Below are 19,889 nucleotides of genomic sequence, written 5' to 3' on the forward strand. Positions count from 1 at the left end.
GTGAGTTTCGAAAACGACGTGGTTTTGGGGCTTCCGCGACTGCGCCGCTATGCGCGTGCGCTGACGGGAGACCCCGCATGGGCCGACGATCTCGTGCAGGATACGGCGGAGCGGGCGCTCGCGCGTCATCGGGCGTTCCGTGCCGGCAGCAACTTGCGCGCGTGGCTCTATACGATTCTGAGGAACATTTATATCGATCAATTACGGGCACGGCGTGAAATCGCCGTCGACGATGAAACAGCGCCGTGGCGAAGTCTCGAAGCGCCGCGCACCGAAGTTGACGGTCTCGTATTGCGCGACGTCCAGCATGCGCTTTATCACCTGCCGGTCGAGCAACGGGAGGTGCTCTTGCTGGTAGGCGTGGAGGAGTTGACCTATCAAGAAGCAGCGACGGTGCTCGGTGTGCCGATCGGTACAGTGATGTCGCGGCTTTCGCGTGCACGCGAGCACATGCGGACATTGCTCGCGGGGGAGACGGTCGCGGCTAAGGCCGCCGCGGCCAAGGCGGCCCCACCTAAGCCGGCCGCGCCTAAGGCGGCCCCGCCTAAGCCGGCCGCGCTCAAAGTAGTGAGAGACAAGTGATGAACGACTATCGCGATTCCGGCTCTTCGGAGCGCCTCGACTTGCAGACGCTGTCCGCATTCGTCGACGGCGAGCTGCCCGATGCGGCGCATGCCGCCGTCGGCGCCGAGCTCGAACGCGATCCCGAGTCGATGGCCCGCGTCGCGGACTGGCGGGCCCAGAAGGCGGCGCTGAAGGCTTTGTTCGGCGACGTCGAAAACGAGGCCCCGTCGGTAGTGGTGTTGCGTCGGCCTCATTCGCGGATGCAGCGCATGGCCGTGGCCGCCGGCTGGCTCTTCGTCGGCGTCGCGCTCGGCACGATAGCCGGCAATCTCCTGCCGCGCGCGCTCCACAGCGCGCACGAGCCGGCCACGTTCGCGCGTCGCGCCGACATCGCCTACGCCGTGTATGCGCCCGAAGTTCGGCATCCCGTCGAAGTCGGCGCGCAGGACGAGGCGCATCTCGCGAGCTGGCTCTCCAAACGGCTCGGTCGGTCGCTGTCGATTCCGTCGCTGCAAGAGTACGGCTACACGCTCGTCGGCGGACGATTGCTGCCGGGCGACAGCGGGCCTGCCGCGCAATTCATGTACGAGAGCCGGCAAGGGGCGCGGCTGACGCTTTACGTCGCCGCGATCCCGACCGATGAAACGGCGTTCCGCCTCTTGCGCGACGGCGATCGGCGAACGTTCTATTGGGTCAGCGACCATTTCGGCTATGCCCTGTCAGGGGCGATTTCCGAAGAGAAACTGCGATCGATCGCCATCGACGTCTGCAGCGAGCTGGGCGGCCGTCCCGAATCGTGGTCGGAGTCGTCGTCCGACTCGTCGCGATAGCGATCGCGCGCATTCAGCGTTTCTTAAGCAGAACCAAAGAATTCGTGAATTCACGACCCGTCTGCGCCTGCCTATTCTGGTGACTTTGAAGCGGAGCGGGACCAGCGAGCGAAGCGTGGCCATGCGGCCATGCGCGCGTGGCTGCTTGCGCTTCGCCGCGCCTGAGAACGGGAGGAGCGCATGGAAGCCTTGATTTTCGATGTCGACGGGACGCTCGCGGATACCGAGACCGCGCACCGCGAAGCCTTCAACGCCGCGTTTGCTGAGGTGGGGCTCGATTGGCATTGGGATGAAGCGCTCTACACCCGACTGCTGGATGTAGCCGGTGGCAAGGAACGCATTCTGCACTATTGGCGCTGCATCGAGCCTGAGGAAGCGAGCGGCCCCAAGGCGTGGGAAACGGTGGAAGCGCTTCACGCGGTCAAGACACGGCACTACGCGCAACGCGTGCGGGGGGGCACGTTGCCGTTGCGCCCTGGCGTCCAGCGCCTCATCGAAGAGGCGAACCGAACCGGGGTGCCGGTTGCAATCGCGACGACCACGACGCCGGCGAACCTCGATGTATTGCTGAGCGCACCGTTCGGCGGCGATTGGCGCAAGCGCTTTGCAGCGATCGGCGACGCGTCGACCACCCCGGTCAAGAAGCCCGCGCCCGACGTTTATTTGGCAGTCCTCAACGAATTGAATATCGAGGGCTCACGCTGCGTCGCGTTCGAAGATTCGGAAAACGGCTTGCATGCCGCCACGGCCGCTGGCGTACCGACGATCGTGACGCCCACGGCCTATACCCGCCATCACCGTTTCGATGAAGCGCTCGCGGTTCTCGCGCACCTGGGCGATCCGGAGATGCCCCTCGATGTCGTTCGCGGACACGATTGCCGGTGGATCGATTTGCCGACATTGCGGCGTTGGCATTCCGATGCCGCACACGCCAACGTCCACGCCCACGTCCGGTGATGCGAAAACCGCGCCGCACTGCCGGCTACGATGGCCGTCGGGCGGCGGCTCAGATCAGCTTTTGCGCGAGCGCACGAGCGGCGGCGACGTGACGGCTCGTGCAATCGAACTTACGCATGACGTTTCGGATGTGATGCGTCACGCCGTGCTCGGAGATGTTCAGAATGCAGCCGATCTCCCATGTGCTCTTTCCGGCTGCGATCCAGCGGAGGCACTCGCGTTCGCGCTTGGTCAGGTGGACCGTCGGCGCCGCCCGCGCTTTCACAGAGCGCGTCACGAAGTGGTGCAACTGCACCGAAAGCAGGCACAGATGCGGCAGCACCGAGAGGAGGTGCCGGCGTGCCGCGGGGACAGGCACGCGGCGCGAGTCGACGAATGCGCTCAAGCTGCCGAGCCCACCGTCCGGCGCATGAATAGGAATCGTCACGCCGCAGTCCATCCCGTGGCGGCGAGCCTCGGCGCGCAACGCCTGCGGCGCCTCGCCCGCATAGAGCGCATCGTCCCATAGGAGCGGCGCGATGCCGGTGAGCGCATGAGCGACCGTCGGATCGATGGCCCTGAAACCGTTTTCGGCATAGACCCTGTGCCACGTCTCGTCATAGCTCGAAATCGTGAGCTCACTCGCCTTCGCCTTACCCTCGGCCGCTCCGGTCCAGTACAAAAAGCCGTCCAGATTCAGCAACCGGCAGATTTCGGTGAGCCGCGTTTTTGCATCGGCCTCGTCTTCGCATGCTTCGAATGCCGTCAGGCACGCGACGCTCAACGTGTCGACATTCATGGATCGGGCCTGCATCGCAATCAGCCGTAAGGAAAGGAAATATTGGAAATTTGAGCCAGTGAAGCAAACGATGTTTGACAAAAATCAAAGAAGTAATCGAAATAGCGCATAACGGAACGCACAATTCGACTTTGCACCTTGGTCAGCATGTAAACGGCAAAAGCCGAGCGCACTTTAGTGCGCCCGGCGCAGTTGTTTTCGAGGCCCCCACGGGCTTTCAAACGCTGGTTCGCCGCATCAGACGGACGTGAGAGCTTCGTCGCGATTTTCCAGGCAGGTGAGTCTGTCCACTACTACATGGATATGTAGGTAGCCGAACTCAAGTTATTAAGGGAAGTTACCGATATCCATTAAGAAGCTCGATAGGGTCGATCGGGCGAGGACAAAATAGGTGGATAACGATGAAGCAGGAAATGAATCGAGGGCTCTCGATGAGAGCGCAATTGACGGCGGCAATCGGCGTCGCGTGCGGGGTCGCATTGGTGATCGCTGTCATCGCATTCGTCGGCATGCGCCTCGCCAATGAGCGGCTGCGATCGGTGTACGAAAACGACACGATGGCGCTGCAAAGTCTCTCGAAGCTCGAATATCGTCTTTTCGAGGCGGCCGCCGTCGCAACGAACGTTTCGATCGATACCGATCACTCGCGCGTAGGCGAGGGCGTCAAGCTCATCGACACTGATCTGACCGAGTTCGAGCCGTATTGGGAAAGCTACCAGAAGACCACCGCGGACGCCCACGAGCGCGAGGTCGCGCAAACGTTCCGCAGCGCATATGACGCGATGGTGGCGCAAGGGATACGCCCGATCGTGACCGCGCTGAAAGCAGGCGACGCGGCGAAGGCGGCCGATCTCGCGCATGTCACGCTTCCGCCGCTCGTGCTCAAAACGAAGCTGGCTTTGCGCGCGCTCAAGGTGCTTCAGCTCGATGCCGCCAAGACCGAATACGAGGAGGCGCGCGCCGAGGCGTCGACGCTGATCCAAGTGTTGTCGGTCGTGGCCTTCATCGGCATTGGTTTCGCGATCGCCTGCGGCATATGGATTCGCCGCAGGCTCTACGCCCAACTAGGCGGAGAGCCCGCCTACGCCCGGCACGTCGTCGCAACGATTGCGCAAGGCGATCTCAGCGTGCGCCTGGAGACGGCCGAAGGCGATTCGCGAAGCGTACTCGCCGCAATGGGACAGATGCGCGATGCGCTGCGCGACATGGTCGTTCGCATCAAGGAATCGGCGGACAGCATTTCGGTTGCGACGGAGCAGATCGCAAGCGGCAACGCCGATCTCTCCTCCCGCACCGAGCAGCAGGCGGCCTCGCTCGAGCAGACGGCGGCGAGCATGGAACAGTTCTCGGCAGCCGTGAAACAGAACGCCGACAATGCGCAGCAGGCGATGCAACTGGCCGTGGCCGCCTCGGATGTCACGAAGGAAGGGGGCAACGTGGTCGCCCAGGCGGTGCAGACCATGCAGGAGATCTCGAGCGAATCGCAGCAGATGGTCGACATCATCACGGTCATCGAGGGCATCGCGTTCCAGACGAATATCCTGGCGCTCAATGCCGCGGTCGAAGCGGCGCGCGCGGGTGAGCTCGGCCGCGGCTTCGCGGTCGTCGCGGGTGAGGTGCGCTCGCTCGCGCAGCGCAGCGCGACGGCCGCGAAGGAGATTCGAGACCTGATCCAGGGCTCGGTCGAAAAAATCGTGTCGGGCACGCGGCTCGTCGATCGCGCCGGCGAACTGATGCACGATGTCGAGCGCTCGAATGCGCGCGTGGTCTCGATCATGAGCGAGATCTCGACCGCTTCGAATCAGCAAAGCACGGGCGTCGAGCAGATCGGTCGTGCGGTCGCGCAGCTCGACGAAGTGACGCAGCACAATGCCGCGCTCGTCGAAGAGGCCGCCGGCGCGGCGCAAGCGCTCGAGCAGCAGGCTCGAGGGTTGACCGTGGCGGTCGGCTCGTTCCGCATCGAGCAGGGCTCGGCGATGTCCGGCGGCCGAGTTCAGTCGCGCGGCGTTTCTCCGGCCACGAGGATGGCCACGCCCAAGGCTGCAACGATGCAGCCGCTCTTATCGAAGTAGTCCTTCATTCGGTTTCCATGCGAGTGCCGCCGGTCGCCGGCCGCCGGCTGGCGGCTGGCGGCGCTCGCGCTGTTCCCGCGTCATCGATCGCATCTCTGAACCGTCACGTCACGGAGGAACCCATGCACGCATCGAATCTCCCTTGCGAACTGAAATCGCCCTCGGCTTGGAAAGGAACCGAGCTCGTCGGGCGCGACGATTGGCAATATCGGCTCACGGATGCCGAAGCCAACGAAGTCGAAGCGGCGTTTCAGCATTTTGCCGATCGACGTATCGGCCTTCTCGAGGCCGCGCAAAGCGATTTTCCGCTGCCCACGCTCGGCCCGAAGCTCGCCACGCTGCTCGACAAGCTCGAGCGCGGCTACGGGTTCCTCCTGATTCGCGGGCTGCCCGTCGCGAACAAGTCGCCCGAGCAAGCGCGCCTGATCGCCTGGGGCGTGGGAATGTATCTCGGGGTTGCACTGCCACAGAACGACGACGTGGAGATGATCGTCGATGTGCGCGATAAGGGCTATGACAGCGCGGTCACGTTGCGTGGCAACAGTTCGAAGGACGCGATCCGCTATCACGTCGATCCGTGCGACGTCGTCGGCTTGCTCTGCCGCCGCGGCGCGAAGGCGGGCGGACTGAGTCTCGTGACGAGCTCGCTCGCCGTGCACAACGAAATTGCGCGCCGCAGGCCCGACTTGCTGCAAGTCCTTTACCGCCCGTTCCCGTTCATCAAGCTCGCCAAGAGCGAAGCGGTGCCGTACTACCTCTCGCCGATCTATGGCTTCCGCGAAGGGCATTTCACGAGCCAGTTCTACGCGAAGCGGATCTATGCGGCTTCCGAGCTGCCGAACGCGCCTCGGCTCACCGACGCGCAGCGCGAAGCGATCGAGCTGATCGAGACGATCGCGGGCGACCCGGAGCTGACGCTGCCGATGACCCTCGAGGCTGGCGACCTGCAATTGCTGTCGAATCACGTGATTTACCACTCGCGCACGGAGTTTCACGATCACGAGGAAACAGACAGAAAGCGCCATCTGTACCGGCTCTGGTTCGCGACGCGCAATAGTCGGCCGCTGCCGGCCACGTTCGTCGATGCCTACAACGGTTCGACGGAGCCGGGTACCGTGCGAGGCGGATACATCGGCTGGAAATTTCCCGAGAAGGTCGGCCCGTATCAGCAGCGTCTCTCGGGCGAGCTCGGCGTTGCCGCCTAGCGCTTGAATGCGCGCAAGGGCGCAAACGATTGCGCGGCGTTGACAAACGTTCGTGAGGCCGCGATTTTTGTGGGCGCCCTTCGCGTTTTCCGTCATGGACCTCATCGGAGATCGACGATGAAGACGATCAAGACATTCGATACGACGTTGCGCGACGGCGAGCAGGGCATCGGCTTTCTGCTCGACCACGCGGACAAATGGCGTGTGTTCGAAGCCGTGGCTTCCATCGAGCCCGACTATGTCGAGCTCGGGTACCCCGCTTCCTCCGAGGCGGAGCACGCGTTCGTCGAGCGGGCGGCCATGCATCTGCGCCGGCACACTCGCTCGGAACCCGTGGCTTTCGCACGTCTTGCGCCAGGCGACGTCGATCGCGCCGCGGACAGTCTGCGGGCGAGCGGTGGCATCGTGCAATTGCTCGGGGTCGGCTCCGAGATCCATCTGCTGCGCAAGCGGCGCATCGACGAAGCCACCGCGCATATCGAGCTGATCGCGGCAATCGAGCGTGTGAAGTCCCGCGGCGAGCTCGCGCCGGCGGTCATCTTCGAAGATGCCTCGCGGGCCGATCCGGCTTTTCTGAAGCGGCAGATCGCTGTCGCGCTCGAGGCGGGTGCATCGATGATCACTTACGCCGATACGGTCGGCTACTGCACGCCCGCCGAGGTGGAAGCGGCCATACGCGGGCTCGTCGCGGAATTCGGCGAGAGTGTCAGCTGGGGCGTTCACTTCCATAACGATCTCGGGCTTGCCACCGCCAACACGCTCTTCGGCGTGCGCGCGGGCGCCGACGTCGTGCACGCGACGCTCGGCGGCATCGGCGAGCGCGCGGGCAATTGCGCGCTCGAAGAGATCTACGCGTGCCTGCTCTACAAAGGCGAGCAGTATGGCGCCGACGTCAAGCTCGACGCTCACGCGCTCGTCGCGGCTTGCGAGCAAGTGTTCCGCTATGCGGATAAGCCAATCCCGTCGAACAAGCCCGTCATCGGCGAGCATGTCTTCTCGACGGCGGCCGGCATTCACCAGGACGGCATCCTGAAAGACCCGCAGTGCTACGAGTATGTCGAAGCGGCGCGCTTCGGCAGATCGCGTCGTTTCGTGACTAACCGCTTGTCCAGCTCGAAGCTGACCGAAGCGGCTTTACACGAAGGAGCCTGACATCGCCAGCGAATCTTTGGCGGTGTCACCGCCACTCATCGATGAGAGTACGAGCCACGAGGCCGCCGACGGCCTGCGTGCGCCGCTGCGCTATTGGGCCGCGGCCGCGATCCTGATCGGCGCGTTCATGGCCACGCTCGACAGTTCGATCGTCAACATCGCGTTGCCGACGATCGCCGCTCGCTTGCATACGGATGCGGCCACCGCCACGTGGGCCGTCACGGCTTATCAGATGGCAAGTGCCGCGACGGTGCTGACATTTGCCGCGCTCGCGCAACGTCTGGAGCCCGCTGCGGTCTATGCACGCGGCCTTGCGGCGTTCGTGGCGGCGTCGCTCGCCTGCGCGCTCGCGCCGACGATCGGTTGGCTCGTCGCGTTCAGGACCGCGCAAGGGCTCGCCTGTGCCGCAATCGTCAGCGTGGGCATCGGGCTCTACCGAAGTGTCGTGCCCGCACGCTTGTTAGGCTCCGTGCTCGGCATCAATGCCCTCGTGGTGGCAGCCGGCGCGGCGGCGGGACCCGCCGTCGGCGGCATCTTGCTGACGGTGGCCGATTGGCGCGCGCTCTTCTATGTCAACGTGCCCTTGGGAGCCGCCGGCTGGGTCATCGCGCGCAAGGCGCTCGCCGCCGTGCGGACCGCCGCACCGCCCTCGCAAGGCGGCTTCGATTGGCCTGGCGCGGTCCTCGCCGCGGCCGCGATGAGCCTCGTCGTCGCGGGCGTGGATGGGCTGGGCCGGCGCTCGCACGTGGGGTCGATCGTGCTGTTTTCGTGCGGCGCCCTTTTGATCCTCGCTTTTGCACGAGTGCAGCAGGCCGCCGGGTCACGCGCCTTGCTTCCGCTGGATCTCTGCTCGCGGCGCTTTTCCACAGCGGCGATCACATCGATGCTCGCCTTCGTGGCTCAGGGCTCCGCGCTCGTCGCGCTGCCGTTTCTACTGCAGACTGGTTATGGCTACACGCCAGTGGAGTCGGGGCTGATCCTCCTCGCCTGGCCCCTCGCGGTGGCGGTCGCCGCGCCGCTGGCCGGGCGGCTCGCCGACCGAGCCGACGGCCGTCGTGTCGCAACGATGGGGCTCGCGCTATTCGCGCTCGGTCTATGTGCGCTTGCCATGCTGCCTGATGTCGGTGCGCATCCGGCTCACATGGCGATCATCTGGCGCGCCGCTCTTGCAGGGGCCGGCTTCGGATTGTTTCAGACGCCGAACAATCGCGAAATGCTGAGCGTCGTCGACAAGCCACGCACCGGCATCGCCTCGGGTGTGCTTGCGACGGCGCGCACGCTCGGGCAATCGATCGGCGCCGCGCTCGTCGCCGTCGTGCTGGTGAATTTCGCGCCGGCGGGAGAGGCAGTCGCGGAAGGCTCCTTGACGGGCTGGCCCATCGGCACGGCGTTGTGGATCGCCTTTGCTTCGGGGTGCGCGGCTGTTGCACTGAGCGCATCTCGGCAGATGCGCCGGCGATAGCCGGAGCCGCCGATATGGCTCGCCTGTGAGGTGCTGGGGAAGCGGTACTCGGCGCCGAGCTGAATGGCGAGGGACGGGAGCCTTGCAGCGAGCGCGGAAGCCTTGTACCATTGCATCGGTAACGTATAAACGGAGCGGCGAAAGTCGTGCGTTACTCCCGCCCCGAGAGGGGTCGCCACCCAAGTGTGGTGATAGCCAAGAGGTCCGATTAGTCTTTAGAAGAGGCTCCTTTCGAGGAGCCTTTTTTATTGCCTGGCGCATGCCGACGTGCCGGCCTTCATCGCGGCGGCTCCTTGATTGGCCGATTCGTCAGCGTGTTGTGCAGGATTACGTGCAGCCTGATCGGCTTTTTCTTCGGCCGATTACTCCTGTGAGCCGGGTCGCGCGTGTAGGCGCTCTGTACGAATAGATTGACCAGGCCGCGCTCGACCGCACGTGACGCGGCGAAGTAGACTTCGTATTCCTGCTTCGCTCCGCCGTCGTCGACGGCTTCCACCACGAAAAAGTTGCCTTTCCCAGTGTGATAGCAGGGGCGGGTAGCCAGCTCGGCAATGATCGTCGGCAACAGCATGGATAGCCCGTAACGCTGCGGGCAGAACACGCGTGTTTCGCGCGTATCTCGATAGGACATAGCCAGATCGACTACTTCGCCGGGTTTGGACGAGCGCGTGAAGCAGTGCAGGCCGAAGATGACTTGTACCGCGTATCTGCGCTCGGGATGCCCTGTAATCGCCGGCAGAATGAATTCGATCCTGCGAGGATGAAGGTGGGACAGGTCATAGCTGACGCCGGCGTACGAAAAGGCTTTCCATGCGATCATGTAGCGGTGGCCTCGTTCCAGCCGGCGACCGCCAGTCTTGCTCTAACGATGGTTGAATCCTCGGCTTTTGCGTCCACGATGGAACTCCAGTAACGCAGCGCAAGTGCCATCCGTCAGCACCCATGATCGTTTTCGGTTACGACTGATCGACCGCTACACTCCACATGCTGGTAGCCTATATCGGACGCGGCGTAAATGGCCGTGCATGGTTTTTATCGGGCACATTCGCCTACGCGTCGCGAACGGAGATGGCCAGTCCGGACAAACGCGGGCGTCGAAAATGGTGGGCAGTATGCGTTTTGGTGAGTGCAAGCCGCGGTTCTTTTGGCGTGCCTTTGCACGGACTTTCACGAAACGATGAAAGTACTCATTGTCGAGGACGATGCGGCGATCGCCGCCAATCTTTGCGACTACCTCGAAAGCCTCGGCTACGAGGTGGACGTTGCCGCGACTGGCAATGCGGGCCTGCGGTTCGCGCTCGCCGAGCCGTGGGACGCGATTCTGCTCGATCTCGCGCTGCCCGGAGTCGATGGGCTGACCCTGTGCCGCAAGCTGCGCCAGGAGGCCCATCGCGATACGCCCGTGCTGATGCTGACGGCGAAAGATCGACTCGACGACAAGCTCGCCGGATTCGAGCACGGCGCCGACGACTATCTCGTGAAGCCGTTTTCATTGAAGGAAGTCGGCGCGAGGCTCGGCGCGCTGATCAAGCGTTACCGCGGCCAGGTCGCGACGCGCGAACTGCGTTTCGCCGACGTTCGCCTCGACCTCGCGACGCTGACGGTCGAGCGGGCAGGTCGCGCGATCAAGCTTCAACCCAAGTGTCTGCAGATCCTGCGGATTCTGATGCAATCGCCGAATCGCGTATTCGGGCATGCGGAGCTCGAAGCCGAGGTTTGGGGCGAAACGCTGCCGGGCAGCGTCACGCTGCGCACTCATATTTATACGCTGCGCAAGGCCTTGACCCAGCCCGGCGAGGCCGAGCTCATCGAGACGGTTCACGGGCTCGGCTACCGGCTCGCCGCGGGCGGCAAACATGCGGCGTAGCCTGCGCTTAAAAGTCGCGCTCGTGTTCTCGGCGCTGACGATCGTGCTGCTCGCCGCGCAGGCGTTCGGTGTCAGAGTACTCGCCGAGGGGCAGGAGGAAAGGCTCATCGACGCGCTGATCCACGACGACATGGTCAGTGTGCTGCGGCGCTACCATGCCGATGAGACGCTCCTGCCGCCGTTCAACGCGGCACTGGGCGGTTACGTCTCCGCCGCCTACCGGCAACCGATCGCGATCACGCTTCCCGCGTATGTCGGCCGCCTATCGAACGGGATCCACGAGATCATCCTCGGCGGGCAAGAGATTCATGTGGCGATCGTTCCATTCGAGTCCACGCGGCTTTACCGCGTCTATGACTTCAGCGCGTACGAACAGCACTTCAAGGCAGTCATCAACGCGCTGATGGCCGGCACGGGGGTATTCGCGCTGTTGACGATCTGGCTTGCGTTCGGCCTCTCCGCGTTGCTCGTGCGTCAGGTTGCCGGGCTCGCTCGCCAGGTCAAATCGTTGCGACATGAAGGCTCGGCTCCGATCAATCCGGGCAAATACGACGAAGAGGAACTCGTCGACCTCGTCTATGCGTTCAACGATTACCACAGGCGCATGGAGGACGCGATCGATCGGGAGAAGGAGTTCACGAGCCACGTCAGCCACGAACTGCGCACACCGCTCACCACGATCAAGACGAGTTGCGAGTTGCTCGAGCAGGATCCGGCGATCGCGGGCAAATCGCGCGCCCGGCTCGGCCAGATCGATCGCGCCGCCGACGGCATGCGCGAACTCGTCAATGCCTTGCTGTTGCTTGCGCGTGAAGAATCGGCCACGCACTCGGAGCCGATCGCGCTCGCGCGCCTCGTCGAAGACGTTTTGCAACCGTTCGAAGACACGCTGCAAGCCAAAGACCTGGCAAGCGCCGTCGACATCGAGGATACGGTGACCGTCTACGCCAATTCGGCAGCGCTTGCCATCGTGCTCTCCAACCTCATCGATAACGCCGTGCGTTACACCAGCGAAGGGAAGATCCGCGTCGCCTGGGAAGGTGGGCGGCTGCTCGTCGAAGATACGGGCTGTGGAATCGCGGAGCACGCATTGCCACATGTATTCGAACGGTTCTACAGAGGCGGCGAGCCCGCCTCCGATGTTTGCGGTTTCGGCCTGGGACTGGCGATCGTCCGCAAGATTTGTGAAAGGTATGGCTGGGAAGTTTCGATCGAGAGCGAAACCGGACGCGGCACTCGCCTTTGGCTGCGCCTGCCCGTGAGCGGCAACGGCCGTTCCGAGAGGCCGGACGGGAAGGTGACGGGCGAGGGGGCTTCTTGACGAAAATTTCACAACGCGTTGCGTAGCATTGCGGTCAGGATGACGCTGACTTGGCGACATCCGAGGACCGACATGTAGGGTGTTGATGAATCCCCGGCTGCTTTTCTATATGGCCGTCTCGATCGCATTGACTGCGGGGGCAGGCTGGTACATTTCCCGCGCGCTCGATGCGGGCATCAACTCATATCTTTACATTTCGCTCGATGCCAATTCGGCAGTGCCTGGCGCGGCGGCTAATACGACGCAGGCGCAGCAGCTCGAAGGCCACGCGGCGCAGGCGAATGGCGCGCAAAGCGCCGCCGCGGTGAGCCCGGGCATTCAGCGAACGAATCGTATCGAAGCGGCGCCGACGGCGCAGCGCGATGCGCGGGATCCGTGAACGTGCAGGAACCGCGACCTTGCGCTTTATTGACGAAAACTTCACACGCGGTTCCGTAGTATCCACGCCAGAAGGCTGCCGGGTCCACTGGCAGCGGGACTGACGGAGTCCGCAATGCGCAAAGCGGCATTGATTGCGTTCGCCTGGCTCGCCGGTTGTGCGGCATATCATCCGCAGCCGATCGCGCCGATCGAGCTTGCCCGGCAATTCGAGCAGCGCTCGCTGACGAGCGAAGGCCTGCACGCCTACATCGCGCGTGAACTGAGCCACGATATCGCGCCGTGGCCTCCGACGCGGTGGGACAGCGAGACGCTCAGCCTGGCGGCGTGGTACTACAGCCCGACACTCGACATCGCGCGCGCACAGTGGGACACGGCCAAAGCGGGGATCGACGTCGCCAATGCGATTCCCAATCCCGTTCTTACGCTGCCGTTTCAATATGCGACGCCCAACCCCGGTCCGGGTGCGCCCTATACGACGGGTCCCGCACTCGATATTCCCATCGAGACCGCGCACAAGCGAGGCTATCGCGTCGATCAGGCATCGCACCTTTCCGAAGCCGCGCGTCTCACCATCGCCAACGAAGCATGGAAGGTTCGCTCGCAGGTGCGTGCCGCGCTGCTTGCGCTTTATGCGGCTCGCGCACGTATCGCGATACTGTCCCGGAAGGCCGAGGCCGAGCGGCGGATCGCCGAGATGAGCCGCAAGCGCCTCGCGCTCGGGCAGTTCTCGCGGCCCGAAGTCGATGCGGCGGTGCTGGCCGACACTCAGGCACAAAGCGATCTTGCCGCTGCAAGAAGCACCGAAGAGGATGCACGCGCGCAGCTCGCGGCGGCCATCGGCCTGCCGGTTGCCGCGCTCGACGGCCTCCAGTACGACCTCGATGAGTTCGGTGCGGCGCCGCCGGCACCGCCGGCCGCGGACGCGCAACGCGGTGCCATTTTCCATCGCGCCGACCTGCTCGCGTCGCTCGCCGATTACGCCGCGGCCGAATCGGCACTCCAGCTCGAAGTCGCGAAGCAGTACCCGGACATTCATCTCGGTCCTGGCTATTCATACGACACGGGCACCAACCGGATCGCGTTCGGTTTGGCCGGTATCACGTTGCCGATTTTCGATCGGAACGAAGGCGGCATTCGCGAAGCGGAGGCGAAGCGCAAAGAGGCGGCCGCACGCACGGCCGCGATGCAGGACGCCATCCTCGGCGATCTCGATCGCGCGCTCGCACGTTACCGCTCGAGCCTCGAGGCATTGCGCTTGTCCGACGCGCATCTGGCCGACGCACGCAAGCAAGTCCACAGCGAGGCCTCGGCCTTTGCCGCCGGCAATATCGACCGCCTGACGTACACACAGGCCGTGGCCGATTATCAAACGAGCGAAATCGCACGCTTGGACGCCGAGGTCGCCGTGCAGCAGGCGGCCGGGGCGCTCGAGGACGCGATGCAGCAGCCCTTCGGCCACGGCGCGGTGCGTCAATCCATGAGCCAAGCACAAGCGCGATGAAACCTCGATTGCTGCTTTTCATTGTCGTCTCGCTGGGTCTGGCCGGTGGCGCCGGCTGGTACATCCACCGGACGCTCGTCGCATCGGCTGTTCCTGGCCCCGCCGCGATGGCGCAGCCACCATTGCAGCCTGCCGTGCAGACGGTCAACGGCGAAACCGTGGTCGTCGTCAGCTTAGCCGCGCAGCGCGCGAGCCACATCATGGTTGCGCCGCTTGCCGCTGTCAGCGATCAGCGTGACATCAGCGCTTATGCGACGGTGATCGATCTGCAGCCGCTTTTCGACCTGCGCAATCGACTGGCTGCCGCGCGAGCGGACGTTGGCACATTCAGGGCGCAGGCGGCGAGTTCGCGCGCGCAATACGAGCGCAACCGCACGCTGTTTGCAGACGACCGCAACGTCTCTCAGAAGAGCCTCGAGGAGGCTCGCTCGGCGATGCAAATCGATGACGCGAAACTGCAGTCGGCCAAGGCGGCACTCGATGGGATCGATGCAGCGATGCGGCAGCAGTTCGGCGACGCGCTCACGAACGCCGCGACGATGCCGAAATCGGACCTGTTCGAACATTTGCAATCGGGCCAGGCCGTCGTCCTGCGTGTCACGTTGCCCGCGAACTTTGCCGAAGGCGCGCCGGCCGTAATCACGGTGCACGCCCCCGACGGGCAGCCCGTGCCGGCGCGGAAGCTATCGGCGTCGCCGTTCGCCGACCCGGCCGTGCAAGGCAACCCTTGGTTCTATGTCGCGGCGCGGGCGATGCCCGCCGGCTTGCATACGAGCGCGAAGATTCCTATGTCGAGCGCGGCGCGTTCGGGGCTCTTGATTCCCGAGCAGGCGGTAGTTTGGTACGGCGGACAGACTTGGGCGTATATCCGCACGTCTTCCGATCGCTTTACGCGCCGATACGTATCGGCCGGCGATGAGAGAAGTCGCGGTTTCATCGTGACTTCCGGGTTTCGCATCGGTGATGAAGTTGTCACGCAAGGTGCGCAATTGTTGCTCTCGGAGGAGCTAAAACCTCAGGGGCTCGGAACGGCCTGCAAGGATCCGCCCGAGTGTGACGACTAATCGTTGCCCACAGCCCCGTTCAACCCCGCCTCCCCGGATCCATGCTCCACTCGATCATCCGCTTCTCACTGCGCTTTCGCGGGGTCGTCTACGCGCTGGCTGTCATAGCAGCCGGCTACGGCGTATTCGCAATGACGCGCGCGAAGCTCGACGTGTTTCCCGAGTTCGCCCCGCCAATGAGCCTTGTGCAGACTGAAGCGCCGGGTCTGACGAGCGAGCAAGTCGAAAGCCTCGTGACTCAGCCGATCGAAAACGCGCTCGGGGGCATGCTCGGCCTTCAATCGATGCGATCGAGCTCGATGCAGGGTCTTTCCGCCATTACGCTCGTCTTCACCGACCGCTCCGACGTAATGCAAGTGCGTCAACACGTAACCGAGCGTATCAATGGGCTCTCCGCCACCCTCCCTGCGGGCGTTCGTCCGCCAAGGCTGCTGCCGCTCACCACGACGACGAGCGTCGTGCGCATCATCGGCCTCACGTCGAAGACGCGTTCGCAGATGGACCTCTACGACATCGCTCAGTGGACGGTCGCGCCGCAACTGCTCAACGTCCCCGGGGTGGCTGACGTCATCGTGTTCGGCGGCGAGGCGCGCCAGATGCAGGTTCAGGTGGACCCGGCGAAGCTGATGCGCTACGGATTGTCGATGCAAGACGTGATTGCCGCGGCACGGCAGTCCACCGGTGTGCGCGGCGCGGGATTCGTCGAGAACGACAACCAGCGCATCGCCATCAACGCCGACGGTCAAATTGCCACGCCGGGCACGCTCGCCGGGGTGGTGCTGCGCACGAGTAATGGAGCGGCCGTTCGCCTGGGCGACGTGGCCAACATCGCTTGGGGCAACGCACCGCCTGTCGGGGCAGCGTCGATCATGGGTACGCCCGGCGTCATGCTGGAGCTCGAAAGTCAGTATGGGACCAACACGATGGCCGTCACCCGCGACATCGAAAAGAAATTGGCTGCGCTCGAGCCGGTGCTCGCGAGACAAGGTGTTGACGTGAGCGCGAACGTTTTCCGGCCGGCCAATTTCATCGAAATGGCGATCGGCCATCTGCGCACGACGCTCGTGGTCGGCGCCGTCCTTGTCATCGCGGTTCTGTTCCTCTTCTTACTCAACGTGCGCACCGCGGTGATTTCCGCGGTGGCGATTCCGCTTTCGCTGCTCATCGCGATCATCGTGCTCGTCTCGTTCGGCGTGAGCATGAATACGATGACGCTCGGGGGCCTGGCCATCGCACTGGGCGAGGTTGTCGACGATGCGATCGTCGACGTGGAAAACATTTATCGCCGCTTGCGCGAAAACCGCGCATTGCCGAAGCCGCTGCTCGTGTACCAAGTCGTATTGCGCGCCTCGCTCGAGGTTCGCGGCGCGGTGGTGTTCGCGACCTTCATCGTGATGCTGATCTTCCTGCCCGTGCTTACGCTTTCCGGGGTGGGAGGGAAGCTCTTTGCGCCGCTTGGCATTGCATACATCCTCGCCGTATTGGCCTCGCTCGCCGTGGCGCTGACGCTTACCCCCGCGATGGCCCTGGGCCTCCTTGCACGCGCGCCGCTGCCCGAGCATGAACCGCGCATGATCGCGCGTCTGAAGTCGTACTACATCGCACTGTTGGCGAGGATCGAGGTGCATGCGAAGGCCGTCATCGCGGTAGTGGCGCTCGTGTGCGTCGTGGCGCTGGCATCGCTGCCGTTCCTGAGCGGGAACTTCATCCCGCAATTGCGCGAGGGGAACTACACCGTGCATATGGGGCTTCGACCCGGTACCTCGCTTGCCGAGTCGATGCGCGTCGGCGCGCTCGTATCCAAGGCATTGATGCAAGTGCCTGGCGTACGACTCGTGGCCCAAAGAGCGGGGCGCGCGAATGGTGTCGTCGATCCGACTGGCGTGCAGCTCTCCGAATTCGAGGTCGATCTCGAGCCGATGAGCGCATCGGAGCAACGTTGGGCCCTCTATCGGATTCGGCAGGCCCTCGCGCGCTTTCCGGGGCTCACGACATCCGTCAATACCTTTCTCGTCGAACGTATCGACGAGACCATTTCAGGCGTGACGGCTCCCGTCGTGGTGAACGTGTTCGGCAACGATCTCGATGTCATCGATCGCACCGCGCAGAAAATTGCTCGCCTGATCGGGACGATTCACGGCGTGGCAAGCGTTCAGGTCGCTTCGCCCCCAGGCATCCCCGAACTGGATGTGAAGCTCAAGCCCGACGAGCTGAGCCGCTTGGGCTTCAGGCCCGTCGAAGTGCTCGATGCGATCCAGGCGGCGTACGAGGGTGTCACCGTATCGCAGATCTACGAGGGCAGCCGCACTTACGACGTGACGGTATCGCTTGCCCCGGCCGCGCGCCGGACGCTCGGCGAGATCGGCCAGCTAATGGTGCGCAATACCGACGGGCTTGCGGTTCCGCTCGGCTCGCTCGCGACGATTCGCCAAGTTTCCGGCCGCTATCAGATCACGCACGCCGGAGGCCAACGCGTGCAGACGGTATCGGTCAATCTGGGCAATCGCCCGATCAGCGACTTCGTGAAAGAAGCACAAGCACGGCTCGCCCGCGACATCACGATGCCTGCCGGCACCTATGCGGTATTCGGTGGGCAAAGCGAGGCTCGCGCGCAGTCGCAGCGCGATCTGATCGCCTATGGCTCGATTTCGCTGATCGGCATTACGCTGCTGCTTTTCCTCGCATTGAGGAGCCGCCGCGGCGTATTGCTGGTCATGGTCAATTTGCCGTTTGCGCTCGTGGGCGGCGTGCTGAGCGTCGTGCTGACCGGCGCCAATCTGTCGCTCGGAAGCATGGTCGGCTTCGTCACACTCTTCGGCATATCGTTGCGCAACTCGATCATGCTGATCAGCCACTACGAGCACCTCGTGCGTGTCGATGGGCTGCCATGGCAGGTCGATACCGCTGTGCGCGGCGCATCCGAACGACTGGTGCCGATCCTGATGACCGCGCTCGTTACCGCACTGGCGCTGCTGCCGCTCGCGCTCACGAGCGGCGCGGCCGGCAATGAAATCGAGGGGCCAATGGCGATCGTCATTCTGGGCGGCTTGATTACCTCCACCGCGCTGAATCTGATCGTGCTGCCGACGCTCGCGCTGCGCTATGGGCGCTTCGAGTGCGATGAGCTCGACGAGCCCTTTATTCCATCCCGAGATAAGGATCTCGCCGCAGATTCGCCGGGCAGAGAATCCTGAACTCGGCGGCATGGCATCGATCGACATCGTCACAAGTGCCGTACGCATCGCGCGCGCGGGGATTCAACTAACGCCGGGCGACGCCTCTTACGCTGCTTCCTTGTCGTGATCAAACCGCACGCGAGCCGCCGTAACTTGAGCATGATTCTCGTCGGCCCACTCGATCAGGACCTTCAACGCCTTGAACATCGAACGACCGAGGTCGGTCAGGCTGTATTCGACGCCCGGTGGCTTCGTCGGGAAGACCTCTCGATGCACGTAGCCGTCGCGCTGCAACTCGTGAAGCGTCTGCGTGAGCATTCGCTGCGAAATGTCGGGTACCAACCGGCGAAGCTCACCGAATCGACAGGGGTGCTCGGCCAGCGCCATCATCAGCAACGAACTCCATCGGCCATTGATGACGTCGATGACGTCGCGCACCGGGCAATTCGTGATAGAGCCATATTTGTTGCGGACGTCGTCCAGCTTGGTTTTGAGAGCGCTGGCCCGCGCTTTGGTGGTTCCCATTTGGTAACTATCTCCTGAAAAACTGCCTTCTTTACGGAAGAGGGCCAAGGGCTGATTATCGAGTCACTCTCAAAATGAGAGTAACACTGAGAATGAGGCTAGTCCATGAACGATACGATTTTCGTCACCGGCGCATCCGGTCAACTGGGTCGGCTGGTGATCAAACACCTGCTTGCGCGCGGCGTGACGCACAACCGCATCATCGCTGGGACTCGCAGCCGCGAAAAGCTCGCCGAGCTTGCGGCAGCGGGCATCGAGGTTCGCGATGCGGACTTCGAAGACCCACAAGGCCTGACCGAGGCTTTCAAAGGCGCCGGTACCGTTCTCATCATTTCAACGGACGCCCTCGATGATGCCGGCACAAGACTCAAGCAGCATCGCAATGCGGTCTCGTCAGCCGTCGCGGCAGGGGTCGAGCGTCTCGCTTACACCTCGATGCCCAATCCGGACAGCTCGCTTCTGATCTTCGCACCGGATCATCTGGAAACCGAGCGGGCCATCAAGGCCACCGGTCTGCCGCACGTGATTTTCCGAAATAGCTGGTATCAGGAGAATCTGCACATGTCGCTGCCGGGTGCCCTTAAGAGTGGCCAATGGCATTCCGCATCTGAAGGTGGAAGGACGTCGTACGCCGCACGGGAGGACATCGCTGAAGCGATTGCCGCAGCACTGACTGTTTCAACGCCTGAAAGTCGGACCTATACGCTCACAGGTCCGGAGGCGCTGTCCAACGAAGAAATCGCCGATCTCGCTCGCCAGGCCACAGGGCAGCCCCTTGCCGTTGTCCATGTGACTGACGAACAGTTCGCCGCGGGGCTGAAAGCGGCGGGGGTTCCTGGCCAATTTATTCCTGTATTGGTCTCTGCTGAGGCGGAAATTCGAGCCGGCAATCTTTCTATCGTTACCGACCATCTCGAATCGCTCATCGCTCGCCCTGCGAAGCGCGTTGCCGAGCATCTGGAAGAGGCCAAGGCCAGCTATACGGCTTAAACGCTCGAGCGTCCGGTTCATCCCATCGATTCCATATGGCGCAA

17 protein-coding genes are annotated in these 19,889 nt (G+C 63.4%); 14 read left to right on the top strand and 3 right to left on the bottom strand.

Going from position 1 to position 19,889, the window contains the following annotated elements:
* The 3 genes from AB4Y31_RS26285 (at nucleotide 1) to AB4Y31_RS26295 (ending at nucleotide 2,351) form a co-directional block, all read left to right on the top strand.
* Complete coding sequence (locus AB4Y31_RS26285; protein ID WP_368676541.1) at nucleotides 1-582, top strand: sigma-70 family RNA polymerase sigma factor; 582 nt, start codon at nucleotides 1-3, stop codon at nucleotides 580-582.
* Complete coding sequence (locus AB4Y31_RS26290; protein WP_368676542.1) at nucleotides 582-1,394, top strand: anti-sigma factor; 813 nt, start codon at nucleotides 582-584, stop codon at nucleotides 1,392-1,394. Before AB4Y31_RS26285 ends, AB4Y31_RS26290 begins: the two co-directional genes overlap by 1 nt.
* Before the next feature lie 180 nt (nucleotides 1,395-1,574).
* Complete coding sequence (locus tag AB4Y31_RS26295) at nucleotides 1,575-2,351, top strand: HAD family hydrolase (protein WP_368676543.1); 777 nt, start codon at nucleotides 1,575-1,577, stop codon at nucleotides 2,349-2,351.
* Between the two features lie 49 nt (nucleotides 2,352-2,400).
* Here the strand turns inward: AB4Y31_RS26295 and AB4Y31_RS26300 are convergent, their stop codons facing one another.
* A complete protein-coding gene (locus AB4Y31_RS26300; protein ID WP_368676544.1) occupies nucleotides 2,401-3,129 on the bottom strand; it encodes a LuxR family transcriptional regulator in 729 nt (242 codons plus the stop codon).
* Between the two features lie 413 nt (nucleotides 3,130-3,542).
* On the opposite strand from AB4Y31_RS26300, the gene AB4Y31_RS26305 reads away from it, so the two are divergent.
* From AB4Y31_RS26305 to AB4Y31_RS26320, 4 genes are all read left to right on the top strand, one after another.
* Nucleotides 3,543-5,201 carry a methyl-accepting chemotaxis protein gene (locus tag AB4Y31_RS26305; protein ID WP_368676608.1) on the top strand — a complete coding sequence of 553 codons (1,659 nt, stop codon included), beginning with the start codon at nucleotides 3,543-3,545 and terminating at the stop codon, nucleotides 5,199-5,201.
* A 122-nt stretch (nucleotides 5,202-5,323) separates the two neighbouring features.
* The gene (locus AB4Y31_RS26310) at nucleotides 5,324-6,406 is read left to right on the top strand and encodes a TauD/TfdA family dioxygenase (RefSeq protein ID WP_368676545.1); all 1,083 of its coding nucleotides are present in this window, start codon (nucleotides 5,324-5,326) and stop codon (nucleotides 6,404-6,406) included.
* 117 nt (nucleotides 6,407-6,523) lie between these two features.
* Nucleotides 6,524-7,558 (top strand): LeuA family protein, encoded by a 1,035-nt coding sequence (locus tag AB4Y31_RS26315; RefSeq protein ID WP_368676546.1) that lies wholly within the window; start codon nucleotides 6,524-6,526, stop codon nucleotides 7,556-7,558.
* Between the two features lie 22 nt (nucleotides 7,559-7,580).
* Complete coding sequence (locus AB4Y31_RS26320) at nucleotides 7,581-9,020, top strand: MFS transporter (RefSeq protein WP_368676547.1); 1,440 nt, start codon at nucleotides 7,581-7,583, stop codon at nucleotides 9,018-9,020.
* Nucleotides 9,021-9,297: 277 nt separating this feature from the next.
* Here the strand turns inward: AB4Y31_RS26320 and AB4Y31_RS26325 are convergent, their stop codons facing one another.
* Complete coding sequence (locus AB4Y31_RS26325; protein WP_368676548.1) at nucleotides 9,298-9,840, bottom strand: hypothetical protein; 543 nt, start codon at nucleotides 9,838-9,840, stop codon at nucleotides 9,298-9,300.
* A gap of 357 nt (nucleotides 9,841-10,197) precedes the next feature.
* Here AB4Y31_RS26325 and AB4Y31_RS26330 point away from each other — a divergent pair, with 357 nt between their 5' ends.
* From AB4Y31_RS26330 to AB4Y31_RS26355, 6 genes are all read left to right on the top strand, one after another.
* Entirely contained in the window at nucleotides 10,198-10,887 is a 690-nt protein-coding gene (locus tag AB4Y31_RS26330) for a response regulator transcription factor (RefSeq protein ID WP_368676549.1), read from the top strand.
* Nucleotides 10,877-12,208: a sensor histidine kinase gene (locus AB4Y31_RS26335; protein ID WP_368676550.1), complete on the top strand. Its 1,332-nt coding sequence runs from the start codon at nucleotides 10,877-10,879 to the stop codon at nucleotides 12,206-12,208. The genes AB4Y31_RS26330 and AB4Y31_RS26335 overlap by 11 nt, the downstream gene beginning before the upstream one ends.
* 85 nt (nucleotides 12,209-12,293) lie before the next feature.
* A complete protein-coding gene (locus AB4Y31_RS26340; protein WP_368676551.1) occupies nucleotides 12,294-12,587 on the top strand; it encodes a hypothetical protein in 294 nt (97 codons plus the stop codon).
* A 114-nt stretch (nucleotides 12,588-12,701) separates the two neighbouring features.
* Nucleotides 12,702-14,090 (top strand): TolC family protein, encoded by a 1,389-nt coding sequence (locus tag AB4Y31_RS26345; RefSeq protein ID WP_368676552.1) that lies wholly within the window; start codon nucleotides 12,702-12,704, stop codon nucleotides 14,088-14,090.
* Complete coding sequence (locus tag AB4Y31_RS26350) at nucleotides 14,087-15,154, top strand: metal transporter (RefSeq protein WP_368676553.1); 1,068 nt, start codon at nucleotides 14,087-14,089, stop codon at nucleotides 15,152-15,154. The genes AB4Y31_RS26345 and AB4Y31_RS26350 overlap by 4 nt, the downstream gene beginning before the upstream one ends.
* Before the next feature lie 41 nt (nucleotides 15,155-15,195).
* Complete coding sequence (locus AB4Y31_RS26355; RefSeq protein ID WP_368676554.1) at nucleotides 15,196-18,348, top strand: efflux RND transporter permease subunit; 3,153 nt, start codon at nucleotides 15,196-15,198, stop codon at nucleotides 18,346-18,348.
* Between the two features lie 87 nt (nucleotides 18,349-18,435).
* Here AB4Y31_RS26355 and AB4Y31_RS26360 read toward each other — a convergent pair whose 3' ends face one another.
* A complete protein-coding gene (locus AB4Y31_RS26360) occupies nucleotides 18,436-18,903 on the bottom strand; it encodes a winged helix-turn-helix transcriptional regulator (protein WP_368676555.1) in 468 nt (155 codons plus the stop codon).
* Nucleotides 18,904-18,960: 57 nt separating this feature from the next.
* Between AB4Y31_RS26360 and AB4Y31_RS26365 the strand changes: the two genes are divergently transcribed.
* Complete coding sequence (locus AB4Y31_RS26365) at nucleotides 18,961-19,845, top strand: SDR family oxidoreductase (RefSeq protein WP_368676556.1); 885 nt, start codon at nucleotides 18,961-18,963, stop codon at nucleotides 19,843-19,845.
* Nucleotides 19,846-19,889 lie beyond the last annotated feature (44 nt).

The sequence above is a fragment of the Trinickia sp. EG282A genome, assembly GCF_040965455.1.
Taxonomy (GTDB): domain Bacteria; phylum Pseudomonadota; class Gammaproteobacteria; order Burkholderiales; family Burkholderiaceae; genus Trinickia; species Trinickia symbiotica.